The sequence below is a fragment of the Herbaspirillum sp. LeCh32-8 genome, assembly GCF_017814915.1.
In the GTDB taxonomy this organism is placed as follows: Bacteria; Pseudomonadota; Gammaproteobacteria; order Burkholderiales; family Burkholderiaceae_D; genus Herbaspirillum.
Genome location: NZ_JAGIPZ010000003.1, coordinates 136985 through 153610, shown reverse-complemented (window position 1 = coordinate 153610; position 16626 = coordinate 136985). Strand labels below are relative to the sequence as shown.

General features: G+C 65.6%; 16 protein-coding genes. 4 read left to right on the top strand and 12 right to left on the bottom strand.

The features are described 5' to 3' along the window. Positions 1–147: 147 nt before the first annotated feature. Complete coding sequence (locus tag J8I26_RS08405) at positions 148–1236, bottom strand: NADH:flavin oxidoreductase/NADH oxidase (RefSeq protein ID WP_209606048.1); 1089 nt, start codon at positions 1234–1236, stop codon at positions 148–150. Between the two features lie 223 nt (positions 1237–1459). On the opposite strand from J8I26_RS08405, the gene J8I26_RS08400 reads away from it, so the two are divergent. Continuing rightward, positions 1460–1789 (top strand): helix-turn-helix domain-containing protein, encoded by a 330-nt coding sequence (locus J8I26_RS08400; RefSeq protein ID WP_209606046.1) that lies wholly within the window; start codon positions 1460–1462, stop codon positions 1787–1789. A 30-nt stretch (positions 1790–1819) separates the two neighbouring features. On the opposite strand, the gene J8I26_RS08395 is transcribed toward J8I26_RS08400, so the two are convergent. The 4 genes from J8I26_RS08395 to J8I26_RS08380 all read right to left on the bottom strand — a co-directional run bounded on the left by J8I26_RS08395 (position 1820) and on the right by J8I26_RS08380 (position 6269). Further along, positions 1820–2251 carry a hypothetical protein gene (locus J8I26_RS08395; protein ID WP_209606044.1) on the bottom strand — a complete coding sequence of 144 codons (432 nt, stop codon included), beginning with the start codon at positions 2249–2251 and terminating at the stop codon, positions 1820–1822. Positions 2252–2437: 186 nt separating this feature from the next. Further along, a complete protein-coding gene (locus J8I26_RS08390; protein WP_209606043.1) occupies positions 2438–3697 on the bottom strand; it encodes a cytochrome c in 1260 nt (419 codons plus the stop codon). A gap of 10 nt (positions 3698–3707) precedes the next feature. Continuing rightward, positions 3708–5480 (bottom strand): GMC family oxidoreductase, encoded by a 1773-nt coding sequence (locus tag J8I26_RS08385; RefSeq protein WP_209606041.1) that lies wholly within the window; start codon positions 5478–5480, stop codon positions 3708–3710. Positions 5481–5552: 72 nt separating this feature from the next. After that, entirely contained in the window at positions 5553–6269 is a 717-nt protein-coding gene (locus tag J8I26_RS08380; RefSeq protein WP_209606039.1) for a gluconate 2-dehydrogenase subunit 3 family protein, read from the bottom strand. Between the two features lie 665 nt (positions 6270–6934). Here J8I26_RS08380 and J8I26_RS08375 point away from each other — a divergent pair. The 3 genes from J8I26_RS08375 (at position 6935) to J8I26_RS08365 (ending at position 9024) form a co-directional block, all read left to right on the top strand. Next, positions 6935–7321, top strand: coding sequence for a VOC family protein (locus J8I26_RS08375; RefSeq protein ID WP_209606038.1), 387 nt, complete (start codon positions 6935–6937; stop codon positions 7319–7321). Positions 7322–7393: 72 nt separating this feature from the next. Beyond that, a complete protein-coding gene (locus tag J8I26_RS08370; protein ID WP_209606437.1) occupies positions 7394–7705 on the top strand; it encodes a VOC family protein in 312 nt (103 codons plus the stop codon). A 902-nt stretch (positions 7706–8607) separates the two neighbouring features. Beyond that, positions 8608–9024: a PaaI family thioesterase gene (locus J8I26_RS08365; protein ID WP_209606036.1), complete on the top strand. Its 417-nt coding sequence runs from the start codon at positions 8608–8610 to the stop codon at positions 9022–9024. A gap of 7 nt (positions 9025–9031) precedes the next feature. On the opposite strand, the gene J8I26_RS08360 is transcribed toward J8I26_RS08365, so the two are convergent. The 7 genes from J8I26_RS08360 to J8I26_RS08330 all read right to left on the bottom strand — a co-directional run bounded on the left by J8I26_RS08360 (position 9032) and on the right by J8I26_RS08330 (position 16506). Further along, positions 9032–10042 (bottom strand): SIS domain-containing protein, encoded by a 1011-nt coding sequence (locus J8I26_RS08360; RefSeq protein ID WP_209606435.1) that lies wholly within the window; start codon positions 10040–10042, stop codon positions 9032–9034. 10 nt (positions 10043–10052) lie between these two features. Beyond that, positions 10053–11180, bottom strand: a complete 1128-nt coding sequence (nagA, locus tag J8I26_RS08355; RefSeq protein ID WP_209606033.1) for an N-acetylglucosamine-6-phosphate deacetylase — start codon at positions 11178–11180, stop codon at positions 10053–10055. Then, complete coding sequence (locus tag J8I26_RS08350) at positions 11177–12106, bottom strand: BadF/BadG/BcrA/BcrD ATPase family protein (protein ID WP_209606031.1); 930 nt, start codon at positions 12104–12106, stop codon at positions 11177–11179. The genes nagA and J8I26_RS08350 overlap by 4 nt, the downstream gene beginning before the upstream one ends. A 10-nt stretch (positions 12107–12116) precedes the next feature. Then, entirely contained in the window at positions 12117–13241 is a 1125-nt protein-coding gene (gene ugpC, locus J8I26_RS08345; RefSeq protein ID WP_209606030.1) for a sn-glycerol-3-phosphate ABC transporter ATP-binding protein UgpC, read from the bottom strand. Positions 13242–13257: 16 nt separating this feature from the next. Beyond that, on the bottom strand, positions 13258–14157 hold the full coding sequence (locus J8I26_RS08340) for a carbohydrate ABC transporter permease (protein WP_209606029.1): 900 nt from the start codon (positions 14155–14157) through the stop codon (positions 13258–13260). A gap of 16 nt (positions 14158–14173) precedes the next feature. Next, positions 14174–15088 (bottom strand): sugar ABC transporter permease, encoded by a 915-nt coding sequence (locus J8I26_RS08335; RefSeq protein WP_209606028.1) that lies wholly within the window; start codon positions 15086–15088, stop codon positions 14174–14176. Between the two features lie 212 nt (positions 15089–15300). After that, the gene (locus J8I26_RS08330) at positions 15301–16506 is read right to left on the bottom strand and encodes an ABC transporter substrate-binding protein (RefSeq protein ID WP_209606433.1); all 1206 of its coding nucleotides are present in this window, start codon (positions 16504–16506) and stop codon (positions 15301–15303) included. Positions 16507–16626 lie beyond the last annotated feature (120 nt).

The window sequence follows — 16626 nt, the reverse complement described above, 5'->3', positions numbered from 1 at the left end:
GGAAGGGCGTTCACGATGGCTGTAGTGGAAAACCTGAGAAGGGCGGCAAAGGCCGTCAGGTAATTCCCGGTCAGGGAATTCCCGAGTACTTGGCGCACCCGGGCATCCGCATGCGCGCCGGAGCAGCTCGCCCCGGCGCGCAGCGCATCAGTAGCGCTCCAGCCAGTGCGCGTAAGGCGCGGGCAGCGTCCAGGAGGCGCGCTCCACGTTCAGTTCCTTGGCCGCCTGGTAGGCCCAGTGCGGGTTGGCCAGGTGGGCGCGGCCGACCATCACCACATCCAGCTGTCCTTCCTTGACCACACGCTCGGCGATCTCCGGCGTGCCGAAGCCCCAGGCGGAAGAGACCGGGACGTCAGCTTCGCGGCGCACGCGCTCAGCGATCGGGCCCATGAAGGCCGGGCCCCAGGGAATGTTGGTTTCGGGAATCGTGAAGCCGACCGAGACGCTGATCATGTCCATGCCGGATTTGCGGAATTCGCGTACCAGGCCGATCGATTCCAGCATGGTCTGCTCGTCGCGGCCGTCATATTCGATCACGCCGAAACGCACCGTCAGCGGCAGGTTTTCCGGCCACACTTCGCGCACCGCGCGCAGGGTTTCCAACAGGAAACGCGCGCGGTTCTCGACGCTGCCGCCGTAGATGTCGTCGCGCTGGTTGGAGTGCGCCGAGAAGAAGCTCTGCGCCAGGTAGCCGTGGGCGAAGTGCAGCTCCAGCCACTCGAAGCCGACGTCGCGGGCGCGGATGGCGGCGTCCACGAAGTTCTGGCGCACGCGGGCGATGTCGTCCAGGTCCATGGCGCGGGGCACCTTGGGCAAGCCTTTGCCGAAGGCGATGGCGGAGGGGGCGATGGTGTCCCAGCCGCGCGCGTCGCCGGCGGCGATGTGGTCGTCGCCTTCCCATGGACGGTTGGCGCTGGCCTTGCGGCCGGCGTGGGCGATCTGGATGCCTGGCACCGAGCCGGCGTCCTTGATGGCCTTGACCACCGGCACGAAGGCCTGCGCCAGCTCGTCGGACCAGATGCCGGTGCAGGCCGGCGTGATGCGGCCTTCGGGCGCCACCGCAGTGGCTTCCACGATCACCAGGCCGGCGCCGCCGCGGGCGATGCTGGCGTAGTGCGACAGGTGCCAGTCGTTGGCGCGGCCGTCGACGGCCATGTACTGGCACATCGGCGGCACCGCGATACGGTTGCGCAGGGTGACGTCTTTGAGTTTGTAGGGCTGGAACAGGGCGGACATGTTGACCTTTTGCTATGGGTTGCGATCGTTGGCGTTGCCGGTTATTGTCGACGGAGCAACTGTGCCGCCGTCGATGCCGCCGGGCAATGCGAAGGATCAAGTCAGGATCGGGGAGACAGCGGACCGATATCAGTGCGGCATATCGGACACGCTCATCAATTTCGTTAGTTCGAATATATTCGAACTATGGAATGAGTATAACCCAAGGTGTATCATCCTGCCCATGCGTCCCTACAAACACCCCGCCGCCGATGAGCTGGTGCTCGAGCGCGTGCTCTATGCGCTGAGCGACTCGATCCGCCTGGACATCGTGCGTCATCTGTCCCAAGTCGCCTGCGCGACTTGCGGCGAGCTCGACGGCGGGCGTCCCAAGTCCACCGTCTCGCATCACTTCAAGGTGCTGCGCGAGGCCGGCCTGGTGCTGACCGAGAACACCGGCACCTCGCACATGAACACGCTGCGCCGCGCCGATATCGAGGGCCGCTTCCCTGGATTGCTGACGGCGATCCTGTCGCAGGGCGGCGCGCCGGTGCCAAAGAAAAAGGCGGCCTGAGCCGCCTTTTTTAAGTCCGCAGCGTCTGCGTCACAGCCGACCGGATGCGATATCCGCATCCACCGCCTGGCGCGCGCGCTCGGCCGCGTGCTGCTCCACTTCCACCGATGAATTGCCGCGCAGCTCCTCGCACACCACGCGCCGGAACGGCACCGGATTGTCGTTGCGATGCAGGTGATAGCTGCCCACCCAGCTGCCGTCGCGCTGCTCGCTGGCCGACACCTTGATGAAGACGCCGCGATGCTCGGAGGTGTCGGCGTCCAGCTCGGCATCGATCATCGCGCGCCCGAATGAGACCCCCGCCACCTGCGCCGCCATCAGCGAAGAGAAGGGATTGCCGCGCAGCTGCGGATACGCCGCACCGTCGATGCTGACCGCGCAGACGACGTCGCCGTCGCGCCGGGGCGTGCAGCTAACGCTGATGCGTTTGCCGCGATAGGTGGCGCCGTGGGTTTGGTTCATGCGTTGAAAGAGGAAGATTCGGAGTCGGCGTCTATGGTGACTTCTCGCCTGCGCGCGGTCAACCGCCGCGGCAGGTGCGCGCGCAAAAAGTGCAGTGAAAGATCAATGAAAGCGCGCCGCAAAAAAAGGCCCGCATGTTGCCATGCGGGCCTTGTTCATTGCGCTGTGCAAAGTGCTGCCGCCGGATCAGTGCTTCTCCAGCGTTGCGCGCACCTTGGCGGCCTGGCGCGCCGAGACGGCGTCGCCCTGGTTGCTCCAGCCCTGGCGCACGAAGGTGGCCAGTTCCGCCGCTTCCTCATCCGACAGGCGGTGCGCGAAGCCCGGCATCACCAGCACCGACGGCGCCTTCGCCGTCGACGGTGTGCGCGCGCCGGCCAGGATCACATGCAGCAGGCCGGTCGGGTTGTCGGCGTTGACCACCGAGGCGCCGTCCAGCACCGGGAAGATTCCCGGCGCGCCCTTGCCTGTCACGAAGTGGCAGGCCGCGCAGTTGTCGAGATAGAGGCGCTCGCCCAGCGTCAGGTCCTTGGCCGCGGTCAGCTTCTTCGCCGTAGCCTCGGCGCCTTGCGGCTTGGCGCCGCCGGTGCGCGCCGGCGGTGTGGACAAGGTCTTCAGATAAGCGGCGATCGCGTTCAGGTCTTCCTGCTTCAGGTGCGAGGTGCTGTGCTCCACCACCAGGCTCATCTCGCCGCCCACCGACGCGGTCTTGTTGCGACCGGTCTGCAGGTAGTCAACGATGTCCTGCGCGCTCCAGTGCGGCATGCCGCGCAGCGAAGGCACACTCCAGCCGTTGAGTTCGCCGCCCGACAGGAACTGTTCCTGCGAACTGTCGCTGGCCTTCTCGTTCATCGCGAAGCCGCGCGGGGTGTGGCAGCTGCCGCAGTGGCCCAGGCCTTCGACCAGATAGGCGCCGCGCTTGATCTCGCCGCTCCAGCCGGCCTGCTCCTTGAACGGCTTGTCATTGGCGAAGAACACGTTCCACAGCTTCATGCCCCAGCGGATGTTGAAGGGGAAGCTCATCTCCGACGGCGGCGGCGTGGTCGCCACCGGCTTCACGCCTTCCATGAAGTAGGCGTACAGCGCGTGGATGTCGTCGTCGTTGACCTTGGCGTAGCTCGGGTAGGGCATGGCCGGGTACAGCGGGGTGCCGTCGGCGCGCACGCCGTGGCGCACCGCCTTGGAGAACTGCTCCTCGGTGTAGTTGCCGATGCCGTGTTGCTTGTCGGGCGTGATGTTGGTGGAGTAGATGATGCCGTGGCCGCTGTCGATGGCCAGGCCGCCGGCGAAGGCCGGCTTACCGGCTGCGCTGTGGCAGGCCATGCAGTCGCCGGCGCGCGCCAGGTACTCGCCGCGCTTGAGCAATTCCTGGTCGGCGGCTGCGTGCGCTGCCGACACCGATGCCAGGCCCAGGGCCAGGACGGCCAACAGTTGGTTCAGTTTTTTCATGTTATGCGCCTCACACCTTGACCAGCGGGCCGGGGTTCTTCAGGTACTGCGTCTTGATCGCCTCGGCGGCCATCAGCGTGATGGCGCCGATGGTGGCGGTCGGGTTGGCCTGGAAGTTCTGCGGGAAGGCATTGCCGCCCGGGACGAACACGTTATGCACATCCCAGGACTGCAGGTACTTGTTCAACGCCGAGTCGCGCGGCGAATCGCCCATGATCGCGCCGCCCACGTTGTGGGTGGAGACGTACTTGGTGATGTCCCAGTGCGAGTCCAGCGCCAGGAAGCTTTCCGACATGAAGTCCGGCTTGAGCTCCTTGGAGATGTTGAGCACGATGTCGCGCAGGTAGCGTTGCAGCTTGAGCTCGTTCTGGCGCCAGTCGAAGGTCATGCGCAGCAGCGGCTGGCCCCACGGATCCTTGTACTTCGGATCGAGGTCCAGGAAATGGCCGCGGTAGGACATGCAGGTGGTGGTGATGCTGACCTTCATCGAGCGGTCGTACCAGTCCACCATGCCTTCCTTCCAGCCCTGGCCCCAGCTCGGCGTGCCCGGCGGCAGCGCGGTGCCGATCGGCGCGCCGGATGCCTGCGAGCTGTGGATCTTGGCGCCGCCGATGAAGCCCAGCTTGATGCCGTCGTTGAAGTTGCCCGGCGAGATGTCGTTGAACATTTCGCCGGTGGCGCCGGCGGTGGCGAACGAGTTGAAGTGCTTGTCCTTGAAGAACAGCGTGGCGCCGCCGTTGGACAGGAAGGCGTAGTTGCGGCCGATGGTGCCGGTTTCGGTCACCGGGTCATACGGCTTGCCGATGCCCGAGAGCAGCATCAGGCGCACGTTGGCGAACTGGAAGCTGGACAGGATCACGATCTTGGCCGGCTGGAACACTTCCTTCTGGTTCTCGTCGATGTAGGTGACGCCCTTGGCGGTCTTCTTGTCGGCATGCAGGTCGACTCGAATCACCATCGCGTTGACCTTGTAGTCGAAGTTCGGCATGCGCTTGACCACGTCCAGGATAGTGGTCTGCGGCGAGGCCTTGGAGTAGTTCAGGCACGGGTACTTGCTGCAGAAGCCGCAGTAGTTGCAGGGGGCGATCTGCGCGCCGTAGGGGTTGGTCCATGCGGTCGAGACGTTGGCCGACGGATTGGGGAAGGGGTGGTAACCCATCTTCCTGGCGACGTCGGCGAACAGGCTGCTGTTGTAGGTGTCATGCAGCGCCGGCAGCGGATACGGATTGGAGCGCGGACCTTCGAACGGATCGCCGCCCGGCTGGATCTTGCCCTTCAGGTTGCCGGTGTTGCCCGACAGGCCGCAGATCTTGTCGAACATGTCGTAGTGCGGCTCGATCTCGTTCCAGGTGAAGGGGAAGTCCTTGATGCGCATCTCGGGATCGAGGTTGCTGTGCTTGTAGGCCTGGTCGGCGTAGGTCTTGAGCTTGATGTCGGTGGGCGTCGGACGGATCAGCACGCCGGTCCAGTGCAGGCCCGAGCCGCCCACGCCGGTGCCGGGCGCGAAGGCGCCCCACTTGCGGGTCGGCAGCGCCTGCTGCGCGGTGTTGTAGCGCACCGTCAGGGCGGCGTCGCGCGGGGTGGCAAAGACCTTGTTGCGGGTCGCGTGGGCGTACTGGTCGGCCGGCTTGGGATAGGCGAAATCCTCGGGCGGGCGTTCCGGGCCGCGCTCCAGCGCGCGAACCTTCAGGCCGGCCTGGGCCAGTTCGATGGCCATGATGGAACCGGCCCATCCAAGGCCGACGATGACGACGTCGACTTCGTCGTTGGTGATGTTTGGCATACGTAAGCTATTCGTTGATTGGCGCGCGAGGCGCATTCACATTCGGTGTCAATGCAGGGCAGGCAGCGGCGCTCAGGCGCGCTTGCCCGACAGGCTGACCGGACCCAGCGGGTACTTCACGTTGTGCTGGTCGACCCACTCGGTGTACGCCGCGCGGGCGCCGGGGAAGCCGATCGCGACCCAGGCCTTCATGTCCTTGTTGCCGCCGTACATGGGGTCGGCCAGGTAGCCGTTCTTGGTGTCGCCCAGCAGCTGGCCGAAGAATTGCGAAGCCTTCATGGTGTCCACGCCCAGCGCGGCGAAGTCCACGGTGTTTTTCTGCAGGCCGGTCAGTAGTGCGTCCTTGTCCTTGGCGTCGAGCTGGTCGAAGGGTTTGCCGTATTGCTGCCGGCTGGCCTCCTGGGCCAGTTTGATGCCGGTGCGATACAGATCCTGCGGCGTGTGCGGGATCTGGAAGCCCAGTGTGGGCGCCGGATTGGCCGGGTGCGGGCCTTGCTGATAGATGTCATTGCCCAGGCCGCCCTTGAGCTGCTGGTCGATGAACACCGGCACGTTGGTTTCCAGCGCGCCGGGGCCGCGGCCTTCGGCCGGAATCAGGCGGTCGCAGGCGGCCAGGATGAAGATCCATTCGGCGTCGCTGAAGAACACCGGTTTGTAGTGCTGCAGTTCGATGCCTTCAAGGCCTTCGGCCTGGGCTTGCTTGAACATCGGGATCGAGACGATGGGAACGGCCGCCGCGGTGGCCGCGAGGACGGCGCGACGCGACGGGCTGAACTTGGTTTTCGACATGGTGAGCGGAGTGTTGTTGGTGGAAAAACAACCGGCGCGCCATCCGGGAAGATGGCGGCGCAGGGGCGGAGAAATCCGGCAAACGCCTGTCCCCGGCGCAGGCCGCAAGGCGTGCGCAAAGGACCGCCGCCGGTCAGGAGCGACCGGTGGCGACGGTGATCACGTCAGGGAAGCGCCTAAGCGCTGTCGCAGATGCAGCGTCGGGCCGCGCCGCCGCGCAAGGCGAAGGCAAGACCGCTGCCGCGCGCGGCGCGAGCCGGCGGGGAGTTGACGATGTCGACTGGAGGAAACGCCGGCCGCGGGTCTGCGGTGGCGTGCACGGCGCGTGTGGAGCGGCCGCTGTCTGGGTGATGGATGGTAACCATGTGCCGGAATTTCAGAGTTAATCAACTCGTCTCCGAAATCTCATCCAGCCTTTGCGGCCGGCATTTTTTCTTGTCCCGACGTGCGCCTTATCGCTGGCGCTGGAGCGGGGCGCGATGACACTGCGCAGGCCGGATTTTACCATCGATGGAGATAAGATGTCGTAACACCTTGGTATGACATGTGGCATCGCCGGCACAGCCGTGGGTCTGCAGCGCATGCAAATAGCGCTGAAAAAAATAGACTTCCTTGCTAGAGTCACGGCGACCGCAACTCGTCTCACTGCCGACCCGCCTACCGCCATGACGTCACAAACGCCCTTGCTCAACACCATTCTCCTGTACGCCAGGGACCCCGCCGCCAGCGCCGACTTCTATCGCCGGCATTTCGGTTTCGAAACCAGCGGCGAGATGGTGGAAGGCCTGATCGAGCTGAACTCGCCGCAATCGGGCGCCCAGCTGCTGATCCACCAGGCCGCCAAGAGCGTTCGCCAGGGGCAGGCCGTCGTCAAGCTGATGTTCAGCGTGCCGGACGTGGAGGCATTCAAGGCGCAGTGCGCGCAGCAGGGACTGGCGTTCGGCAGCACCCACCAGGCCAACGGCTATTGCTTTGCCAACGCCAAGGACCCGGACGGCAATTCGGTGGCGATTTCGAGCCGGGCCTATCGCCGGCCCGCCGAGCACGGTTGATATCAGACAACGGGAGACGCTGTGGACAAAACATCTTTTGGCAAATCCGTGCCGGTGCTGGCCTCGCTGGACATGGCGCGCACGCTGGCGTTCTACGAGTCGGTGCTGGGGTTCACGGTGCACGGCTTCGACGGCCACGGCTATGGCATCGCGGTGCGCGGCGAGACCGAGATCCATTTCTGGGCGTGCGACGACCGGCGCATTGCCGAGAACACGTCTTGCTATCTGCGGGTGCCGGATGTGGCGGCGGTCTATGCGGAGTTGAAGCCGCGCTTGCCGGGCTTGGGGGAGGTGGTGCGCACCGGCTGGGGGATGGATGAGCTTTACGTGCTGGATCCGGATGGGAATTTGATCAAGTTTGGGCAGGAGAGGGTGGAGGGGTAGTTTGCTTTGGTGCCGGTCAGCTTTTCTTTGTCCTATTTAATCCGTCATCCCGGCGCAGGCCGGGATCCAGCGTCGTTCGCCGCGCTTTTGCGGCGCTAATTTCCATCACTCAAGCTGCGTCAAGTTTCATCAGTAGCAGCACGCACAGACTCTCCATTCAATTTAATCCGTCGTCCCTGCGAAAGCAGGAACCCAGTGTCGTTTGTCGCGCTTCATGGGGGCTTGTTGTTGGGCGTGTTGGGCGTGTTGGGCAGTCTGGTCTTGCTGCATGCAGATGTACTGGTTTCACGTCTTTCTTTCTCCGGTCGAAACGGAGCGCCGGGGGCGGCCCGGCAGCCGCTCACTTTTCTTGCTCCGCCAAGAAAAGTAAGCAAAAGAAGGCGGCCCCTAAGTGCCAGCCCCTGCGGGGTTCCCGGCGCAGCGCGCTGAAAAATGGGCAAGGCAAAGTCGCTGCGCTCCGGTTGCCTTGCTGATCCATTTTTCACCGCACTCCGCCGGCTGGCCCACAAGGGGAAATGCCATCCGCCTCGCCTGCGGCATCGCCTCGGCTCATCCTCGCCTTCGGCCTCGTTTGCTTGCTGCTCGCCTGCGGCTTCGATGCATCGGCTCGCTATCTTCTGTAATCCGTCGTTCCTGCGAAAGCAGGAACCCAGTGTCGTTCGTTGCACGTTAATGAAGAGCGATCAGCACGCCAACCGTCGCATCTCCCACATCGAACCACAGCCTCGCCGTCCCAATTAACCGGTCATCCCGGCGCAGGCCGGGATCCAGTGTCGTTCGCCGCGCTTCATGAGCTGCATCCGACGCGGCATCAGCGTCGCGCCGGACATGTCAATGCGTCCGCTTCGCCACCATGAGAAGATGCCGACCACACCATCAAAAATAAACAAGGAGACACCAACATGAACAACATCTCGCAACGCATCGCCGACAGTTTCGCCGCCCAGGGATTGATGACGACACTGGGCGCGCGCTTGTTGTCAGTGGCCGAGGGAGAGGTGCAGATCGAGCTGCCGTTTTCACGGCATCTGTCGCAGCAGCAGGGCTTCCACCACGCCGGGGCGACCACCACCATCCTCGACAACGCCTGCGGCTACGCTGCGCTGACGAAGGCGCCGGCGGGGTGCGAGGTGGTGACGGTGGAGTTCAAGGTGAACTTCGTGCGGCCGGCCGTCGGCGAGCGCTTTGTTGCGCTCGGGCGCGTGCAGAACGCGGGCAGGTCGCTGGCGGTGTGCAGCGGCGAGGTGCTGGCGTTCTCCGGCGACAGCAGCAAGGTGGTGGCCCTGATGCAGGCCACCATGGCTTACGTCTCCGCCTAGCGGAGCGCTAGTTGGTGCGCGTCACCTTGTTGAGGTGGCGCGGCTTGTCGGCGTCCAGTCCGCGCGCGGCGGAAAGCTGCGCGGCCATCACGTAGAAGGCCTGGATGGCGACGATGGGATCCAAGTCCGGTGTGGCCGCGACCGGCAGCGTCAAGTCGCGCTGCGGGATGTCGGCCGGGGCCGCCAGCAAGACCTTGGCGCCGCGATGGCGCATCTCGTCGGCCAGCTGCACCATGCCGGCCTGGCTGGGGCCGCGGGTGGCGAACATCAGCAGCGGGTAGCCGTCGTCGATCAGCGCCATCGGGCCGTGCTTGATCTCGGCGCCGCTGAAGGCTTCGGCCTGGATGGCGCAGGTTTCCTTGCATTTGAGCGCGGCCTCCAGCGCCAGCGGAAAGCCGATGCCGCGTCCCACCACCATGATGCGGTCGCTGCCGTAGAGCGCTTCCACCGCCGTTGACCAGTTGCATTCGGCGGCGCTGCGCAGCGCGTCGGGCAGGCGTTCCAGCGCCTGCAGGAAGGCGGCGTCGTCCTGCCAATGGCCGGTGAACAAGGCGCCGGCCACCAGGCTGGCGATGAAGCTCTTGGTAGCGGCCACGCTCGATTCCACCCCGGCGTGCAGCGGGATGCTCCATTCGGCCGCGCGCGCCAGCGGCGAGTCGACGTTGTTGACCAGCGCCACCGTGGTGGCGCCGCCCTCGCGGAAATAGCGAATCGGCTCCACCACGTCCGGGCTCTGGCCCGACTGCGAGATGGCAATCGCCAGCGCGTTCTTTGCAATCAGCGGCGCGCGGTTCAGTGTCACCAGCGACATCGGCAACGAGGCCACGATATGGCCCAGGCGCGCCATGGTCAGGTAAGCGCAGTAGCCGGCGGCGTGATCCGAGCTGCCGCGCGCCACGGTGACGATGCCCGAAGGCGGCGCGGCACGCAGGCGACGGCCGAGCTCGGCATAGCGGTCGCGTTCGCGCATGAGTTGCATGGCCACGTGTTCGGCGGCCGAGCGCGCCTCCTTGAGCATCTGCGACTCGTTAGGCATTGCTGAGGTCAATCTTCTCTCCTTCCACATAAACGGCCTTGATGGCGAATTGCCTGTCCATCACGATGATGTCGGCATGGCAGCCGGCGTTGAGGCGGCCGCGATCGGCCAGGCCGAGGTAGTCGGCGGCGTAGGTCGAGGTGCGCAGCGAGGCTTCGGCCACGTCCAGTCCCAGCGACACCAGGTTGCGCAGCGCCTGGTCCATGGTCAGCGTGCTGCCGGCCAGCGTGCCGTCGGCCAGGCGTACGCCGCCGGCGCATTTGTGCACCACCTGGCGGCCCAGCGAATAATCGCCGTCGGGCATGCCGGCCGCAGCGGTGGAGTCGGTCACGCAATACAGGCGCGGGATGGCGCGCAGCGCGGTGCGGATGGCGCCGGGGTGCACGTGCAGCAGGTCGGGGATCAGCTCGGCGTATTTCGCATGCGCCAGCGCCGCACCGGCCATGCCGGGTTCGCGATGGTGAAAGCCGCTCATGGCGTTGAACAGATGGGTGAAGCCGGAGGCGCCGTGCGCCAGCGCCGCCACGCCGTCATCGTAGCTGCCCAGCGTGTGGCCGATCTGCACCTTCAGGCCGCGGTTGGCCAGCTTGCAGACCAGCTTCAGGTGGCCGTCCACCTCCGGCGCGATGGTGATCAGCTTTAACGGCGCCAGGCTGTTGAGATAGTCGACCTGCTCCAGCGACGCCTCGATGGCGAAGTCGGGCTGCGCGCCCAGCTTGCCGCGGTTGATGTACGGTCCTTCCAGGTGCACGCCGAGGATGCGCGCGTGGCCTCGCGCGCGTTCGCGGCAGGCCGCGCCGACGGCTGTCAATGCGCGCTCCAGCTCGTCCAGCGGCGCGGTCATGGTGGTGGCCAGCAGGCTGGTGGTGCCGTGGCGCGCGTGCAGGCGCGTCAGCGCGTCGACCGCGTCGCCGCCTTCCATCACGTCGCGCCCGCCGCCGCCATGCACGTGCAGGTCGATGAAGCCGGGCAGGATGTAGTCGCCCTCGTCGATGATGCGCGGCTCGCGTCGCAGCGGACGGCCTTCGATGGAGCGGATGCGCTCGTCGAAGATGATGTCGCCGCTGACCCAGCCCTGCGGCGTCAGCACGTTGCCATGGATGTTGTTGATGGTGTTCATGGTGTCGTTTCCCGGGTGCTCAAAGAATTCATGGCGCGTTGCGCCAGCAGCAGCGCGCCGTCGGCGGCGTCGGCGCGCGCCGGGACGATGCGCTGGCGCAGCCGCGTATCGAGATAAGGCTGCAGCGCTGCGGCCAGTCCGCCGGACAAGGCCAACGGCAGGCGCTGCGTGGGATCAAGCGCGTCGGCCATCAGCGTCAGCTCGGCGGCGGCGCCCTGCAGGATGGAGCGCGCGGCGGTGTCGTCCGCCGCGTGCGCCACCACCGGGCGCGCCAGCCGCGCGAAGGCGGCCTGGTCGGCCAGCGCCAGCCAGTCCAGCAGCGCCTCGCGTTCGTCCTGCTTGTCCTTGGCGACCTCTTCGCGGCACAGCGCGAGCACGGCGTCGGTCATCGGGCCGCGCGTCGAACGTCCATCCAGCGCCTGCTGCGCATGGTGCACGGCGCGCATGCCCATCCAGGCGCCGCTGCCGTCGTCGCCGGTGGGAAAGCCCCAGCCGTCCACCACGCGTTGCCGGCCTGCGCCGTCCACCGCGATGCCGATGGTGCCGGTGCCCACCGCGATCACCGCGCCCGGGCGGCCGTCGTGCGCGCCCAGCAAGGTGGCCACGCCGTCGTTGGCGATCTCCAGCGCGCCGAAGGCCGGCGCGCCGGCGCGAAAGTCGGCCGCCCACTGCTCCACGTTGTAGCCGGCAATGCCGATGCCTACCGCCAGCTGCGATACCGGCGGCAGCGTCAGGCCGGCATTGGAAAAGGCCTGGCCGATGGCGGCGCCGATGATGTCCCAGGCGGGGCCGGCGCCGTTGCGCAGCGCCGAGCCGGGGCCCGATGCCTGCGCCAGCACTTGCGCGCGGCGTTCGGCGCGCGTCAGGCGCACCAGGGTCTTGGTGCCGCCGCCGTCCACGCCCAGCAGGTAGTCGATGGATGCCATGGCCGGCGCCTCAATGACGGCGCGAGGATTGCAGGTTGCCCGGGCGCAGCCGGCGCAGCGCCTGGCCGTCGGCGCCGAACACGTGGAAGGCATGGCTGTCGGCCGACAGCTGCAGCCGCTCGCCGATCTCCACGCTGCGGTTGCCGTCGCCGCGCACCACGATGTCGACGCCGCCGTCCAGCGTCAGGTAGATGAAGTTGGCCTCGCCCAGGTGTTCGACCAGGTTGACCACGCCGGCGAAGCGCTCCGTGCCATCGCCGTGCTCGCGGATCTGCTCGGCGCGCAGGCCCAGCGTGACGTGGTCGCCGGGCTTGGCCGAACCCGGCGCCACCTCGGCGCGCAGGCGCGCGCCGCCGGCGATCTCCAGCACCAGGCCGTCGGCCGCGACCTCAGCCACGGTGGCCGCCATCAGGTTCATCTTGGGCGAGCCGATGAAGCCGGCCACGAACAGGTTCTGCGGCTGCTGGTACAGCTCCAGCGGCGTGCCGGCCTGCTGGATGCGACCTTCGTGCATGACCACGATCTTGTCGCCCAGCGTCATCGCCTCGACCTGGTCGTGGGTGACGTAGACGATGGTGGCGGCCAGCTGCTTGTGCAGCTTGGCGATCTCCAGCCGGGTCTGCACGCGCAGCGCGGCGTCGAGGTTGGACAACGGCTCGTCGAACAGGAACAGGCGCGGCTTGCGCACGATGGCGCGGCCGATCGCCACGCGCTGGCGCTGGCCGCCGGAGAGTTCACGCGGCAGGCGCTCCAGCAGATGATCGATCTTGAGGATGCCGGCGGCGTGGCGGATGCGCTGGTCGATCTCGCTCTTGCTGCTGCCGGCCACCTTCAGGCCGAAGGCCATGTTCTTGTACACCGTCATGTGCGGATAGAGCGCGTAGCTCTGGAACACCATGGCGATGCCGCGCTCGGCCGGCGGCAGGTGGTTGACCACCTTGCCGCCGATGGCCAGCTGGCCGCCGCTGATGTCTTCCAGTCCGCACAGCATGCGCAGCAGGGTCGACTTGCCGCAGCCGGAAGGGCCGACCAGCACGCAGAACTCGCCGTCGCGGATGTCGAGGTTCAAGCCGGCCAGCACATCGGCTTTGCCGTCGTAGGACTTGCGCAGGTTTTCTATGTTGACGTTTGCCATGTCGATTCCAGTGGGGTTACTTGACGGCGCCTGAGGTCAGGCCGCGGATCAGCTGGCGCGAGAACGCCATGTACAACAGCAGGATCGGAATCACCGCCATCGACAGCGCGGCCAGCACCGAATTCCAGTCGGTGGCGTATTGCCCGATGAACTGCTGCACGCCCAGCGTGACAGTGCGGGTGTCTTCGCCGGGCGCGAGGATGAGCGGGAACCACAGGTCGTTCCACGCCGGGATCATGGTGAACACCGCCACCGTGGCAATGGCCGGGCGGATCAGCGGCAGGATCACCTGGAAGAAGATCGCGATCTCGCCCACGCCGTCGCAGCGCGCGGCGTCTTTCAGCTCGGCCGGGATCTGGCGGATGAATTCGGACAGAATCATCACCGCCAGCGGCAGGCCTTGTGCGGTGTAGACCAGGATCAGCGCGGTGCGGGTGTTGATCAGGTCCAGCGCCACGATCAGTTGCAGGATGGAGACCGTGCCCAGCCGGATCGGGATCATGATGCCGATGGCGATGAAGAAATTGAGGAAGCGGTTGCCGGGGAATTTGTATTCCGACAGCGCCCATCCGGCCATCGCGCCGAACAGCACGATCAGCACCAGCGAGCCCACTGTGACCACCAGGCTGTTGCCGAAGTAGAGCAGGAAGTGCGTGCCGGAGAGCACCTTCTGGAAGCCGACCAGGGTCAGCGTCTCGGCCGTGGGCAGCGCCATCGGTCCTTCGAAGATGGCGTTGCGGGTCTTGACCGAGTTGATCAGGATCAGCGCGATCGGGAACAGCGCGATCACCGCGTAGATGCACAGCACGAAGTGCACCCACAAGTGGCCTGCCGGGCCGAAGCTGCGCTGCACCAGCGTCGGCGGCGCGGCGGGCTTGACCGAACCGGCGTAGGGAGTGGAGGAGGAAGAAGGCATCAGGTCATCCTTGCGCTCACAGCGCGTAACGGGTCAGGCGTCGCTGCACCATGACGAAGTAGGCGCCCACGCCGCCCAGGATCACCAGGAACATCAGCGTGGCCACGGCCGCACCCATGGTCGGGCTGCCGATCTGCGCCTGGTAGCCGAAGAAGGTGCGGTAGAAGTAGGTGCCCAAGAGGTCGGCCGAATAGTTGGGGCCGGCCAGCGCGCCCTTGACCGAGTAGATCAGGTCGAAGGCGTTGAAGTTGGCCACAAAGGTGAGGATGGTCACCAGGCCCAGCGTCGGGTAGATCAGCGGCAGCTTGATCTGCCAGAAGATGCGCATGGACGAGGCGCCTTCGGCGTGCGCGGCCTCCAGCACCTCGTCAGGCACCGCCAGCAGCGCGGCGTAGATCAGCATCATCGGGATGCCGATGTACTGCCACACCGAGATCAGCGACAGTGTCAGCAGCGCGGTCGACTCCTGGCCTAGCCAGGGACCGAACCAGTCGGCCAGGCCCACCAGGCCCATCAGCTTTTCGCCCACGCCCCACAGCGGCGAGAGGATCAGTTGCCAGATGAAGCCGATGATCACCACCGACAGCAACGTGGGCAGGAAGATCAGCGTGCGATAGGTGCGCGCGCCGCGCAGGCCCTTGAGGCTGAACAGCGTCGCCAGCAGCAGGCCGATCGGGTTTTGCAGCAGCATGTGGATGCAGAAGAACTTCACGTTGTTCCACATCGCGTTCCAGAAGGCGGCCGACCAGTCCGGGTCGAACAGGATGGTGCGGTAGTTGTCGAGGCCGACGAAGCTCTGCACGCCGGCGTCGTTGCTGGTGTAAAAGCCCAGGCGCAGCGTGTCCGCCAACGGCAGGGCGCTGAACATGGAATAAATGATGAGGGCAGGCGCAAGGAATACCAGCAGCTGCCAGGCGCGGACTTTTTTCACAGCGTCTCCTGAGGGCTTACAAGACTTGGAAGCTTTGTTTTTATGTGCCAAGTCGGCGGTGAACAGATCACCTTAAGCTGTTCGTGATCCGTAGCGAGAGGCCGTCAGCCGGTATCGGCCGGAGCGCAGGAACCGGAGTGTACTGATGTACACGAGGATTCCGGGCACCGCCCGATGCCGGATCACGGCCTCGCAGTAGGATCACGGACAGCTTACTGCTGGGGCTTGTACCACTTGGCGAAACCGGCCTGGATCTTGGCGGCCGCATCCTTCGGCGCCAGCTTGCCGTTCAGCACCTGGGCGTTGACGTTCCACATCTCGTTTTCCATGCTCGGCGTGCCGCGGTTCAGGATCTGCGAGTTCACGCGGATGGTCGAGGCGCAGCCCTTGCGCCAGCCAATCATCTGCTTGGCGATCGGATCCTTCACCGAGATCAGGTGGTTCGACAGCGAGAAGAAGCCGGTCACCTTGTTGGTGTAGAGATCGGCGAACTCCTGCGAACCCAGCCAGGCCAGGAACTTGTAGGCGTCTTCCTTGTTCTTGGACTTCTTGTTCACGCCCATGCCGATGTCGTTGTGGTCCGAGATGTAGCAGGCGTCGCCGGCCTTGGGCACCGGCGGCGGGAAGGCGCCCATGTCCAGCTTGCCGTTGAAGTAGGCGATGTCCCAGGAGCCGGCCGGATACACCGCGCCCTTACCCAGCGCGAACATGTTCTGGCTGTCGCTGTAGGTCTGCGCCGAAGCTCCCTTGGGCAGGTACTGCGCCAGCTTGGCTTCATATTCCCAGGCCGCCACGAATTGCGGATCGGTGAATTTCGCCTTGCCAGAGATCAGCGCCTTGCGGCCTTCCTCGCCCTTCCAGTAGTTGGGGCCGATGCCGGTGAACAGCACCTGGTGCGATTCCCACTGTTCGGACGTGCCCATCACCAGCGGCGTGTATTTGCCGCTGGCCTTGACGGTGTCGAGCAGCTTGAAGAATTCCGCCTCGGTCTTGGGCGGTTCCAGGTTCAGCTCCTTGAAGATCTTGGTGTTGTAGAAGAAGCCGTGGATCACCGAGGCGATCGGCATGCAGAAGGTGTCCTTGCCGTCATCGGTCTGCCACGCGGTCTTGGCGGCCGGCGCGAAGAATTCCATGCCAGGCTTGCCGTCCAGCTTTTCAAGATGGCCCTTGTTGTAGAGCGACAGCGAGACGTCGAACGGGCGGCAGGCCACCAGGTCGCCGGCGGTGCCGCCGGCCAAGCGCGCGGCCAGGCTGGAGTCGTATTCGGTAGGCGCGGTCGGCGAGAACTTCACGGTGATGCCGGGGTTCTTCTTCTGGAAGGCGGGGATCAATACGTCCTGCCACAGCTGCAGGTCGTCGACGCGCCAGCTTTCAATGGTCAGGTTACCGGCCTGGGCGTGCGGGGCGGCGCTGACCATTGCCAGCGCCAGCGCGCCGGCGCAGGTGGCAGTTGTGATCAGTTTTTTCACGAACGGGAATCCGCCCGCTTTGTTAGCGTTTTGCATCAAGGTCTCCTTGCTTATCGTTGGTATGCCTGC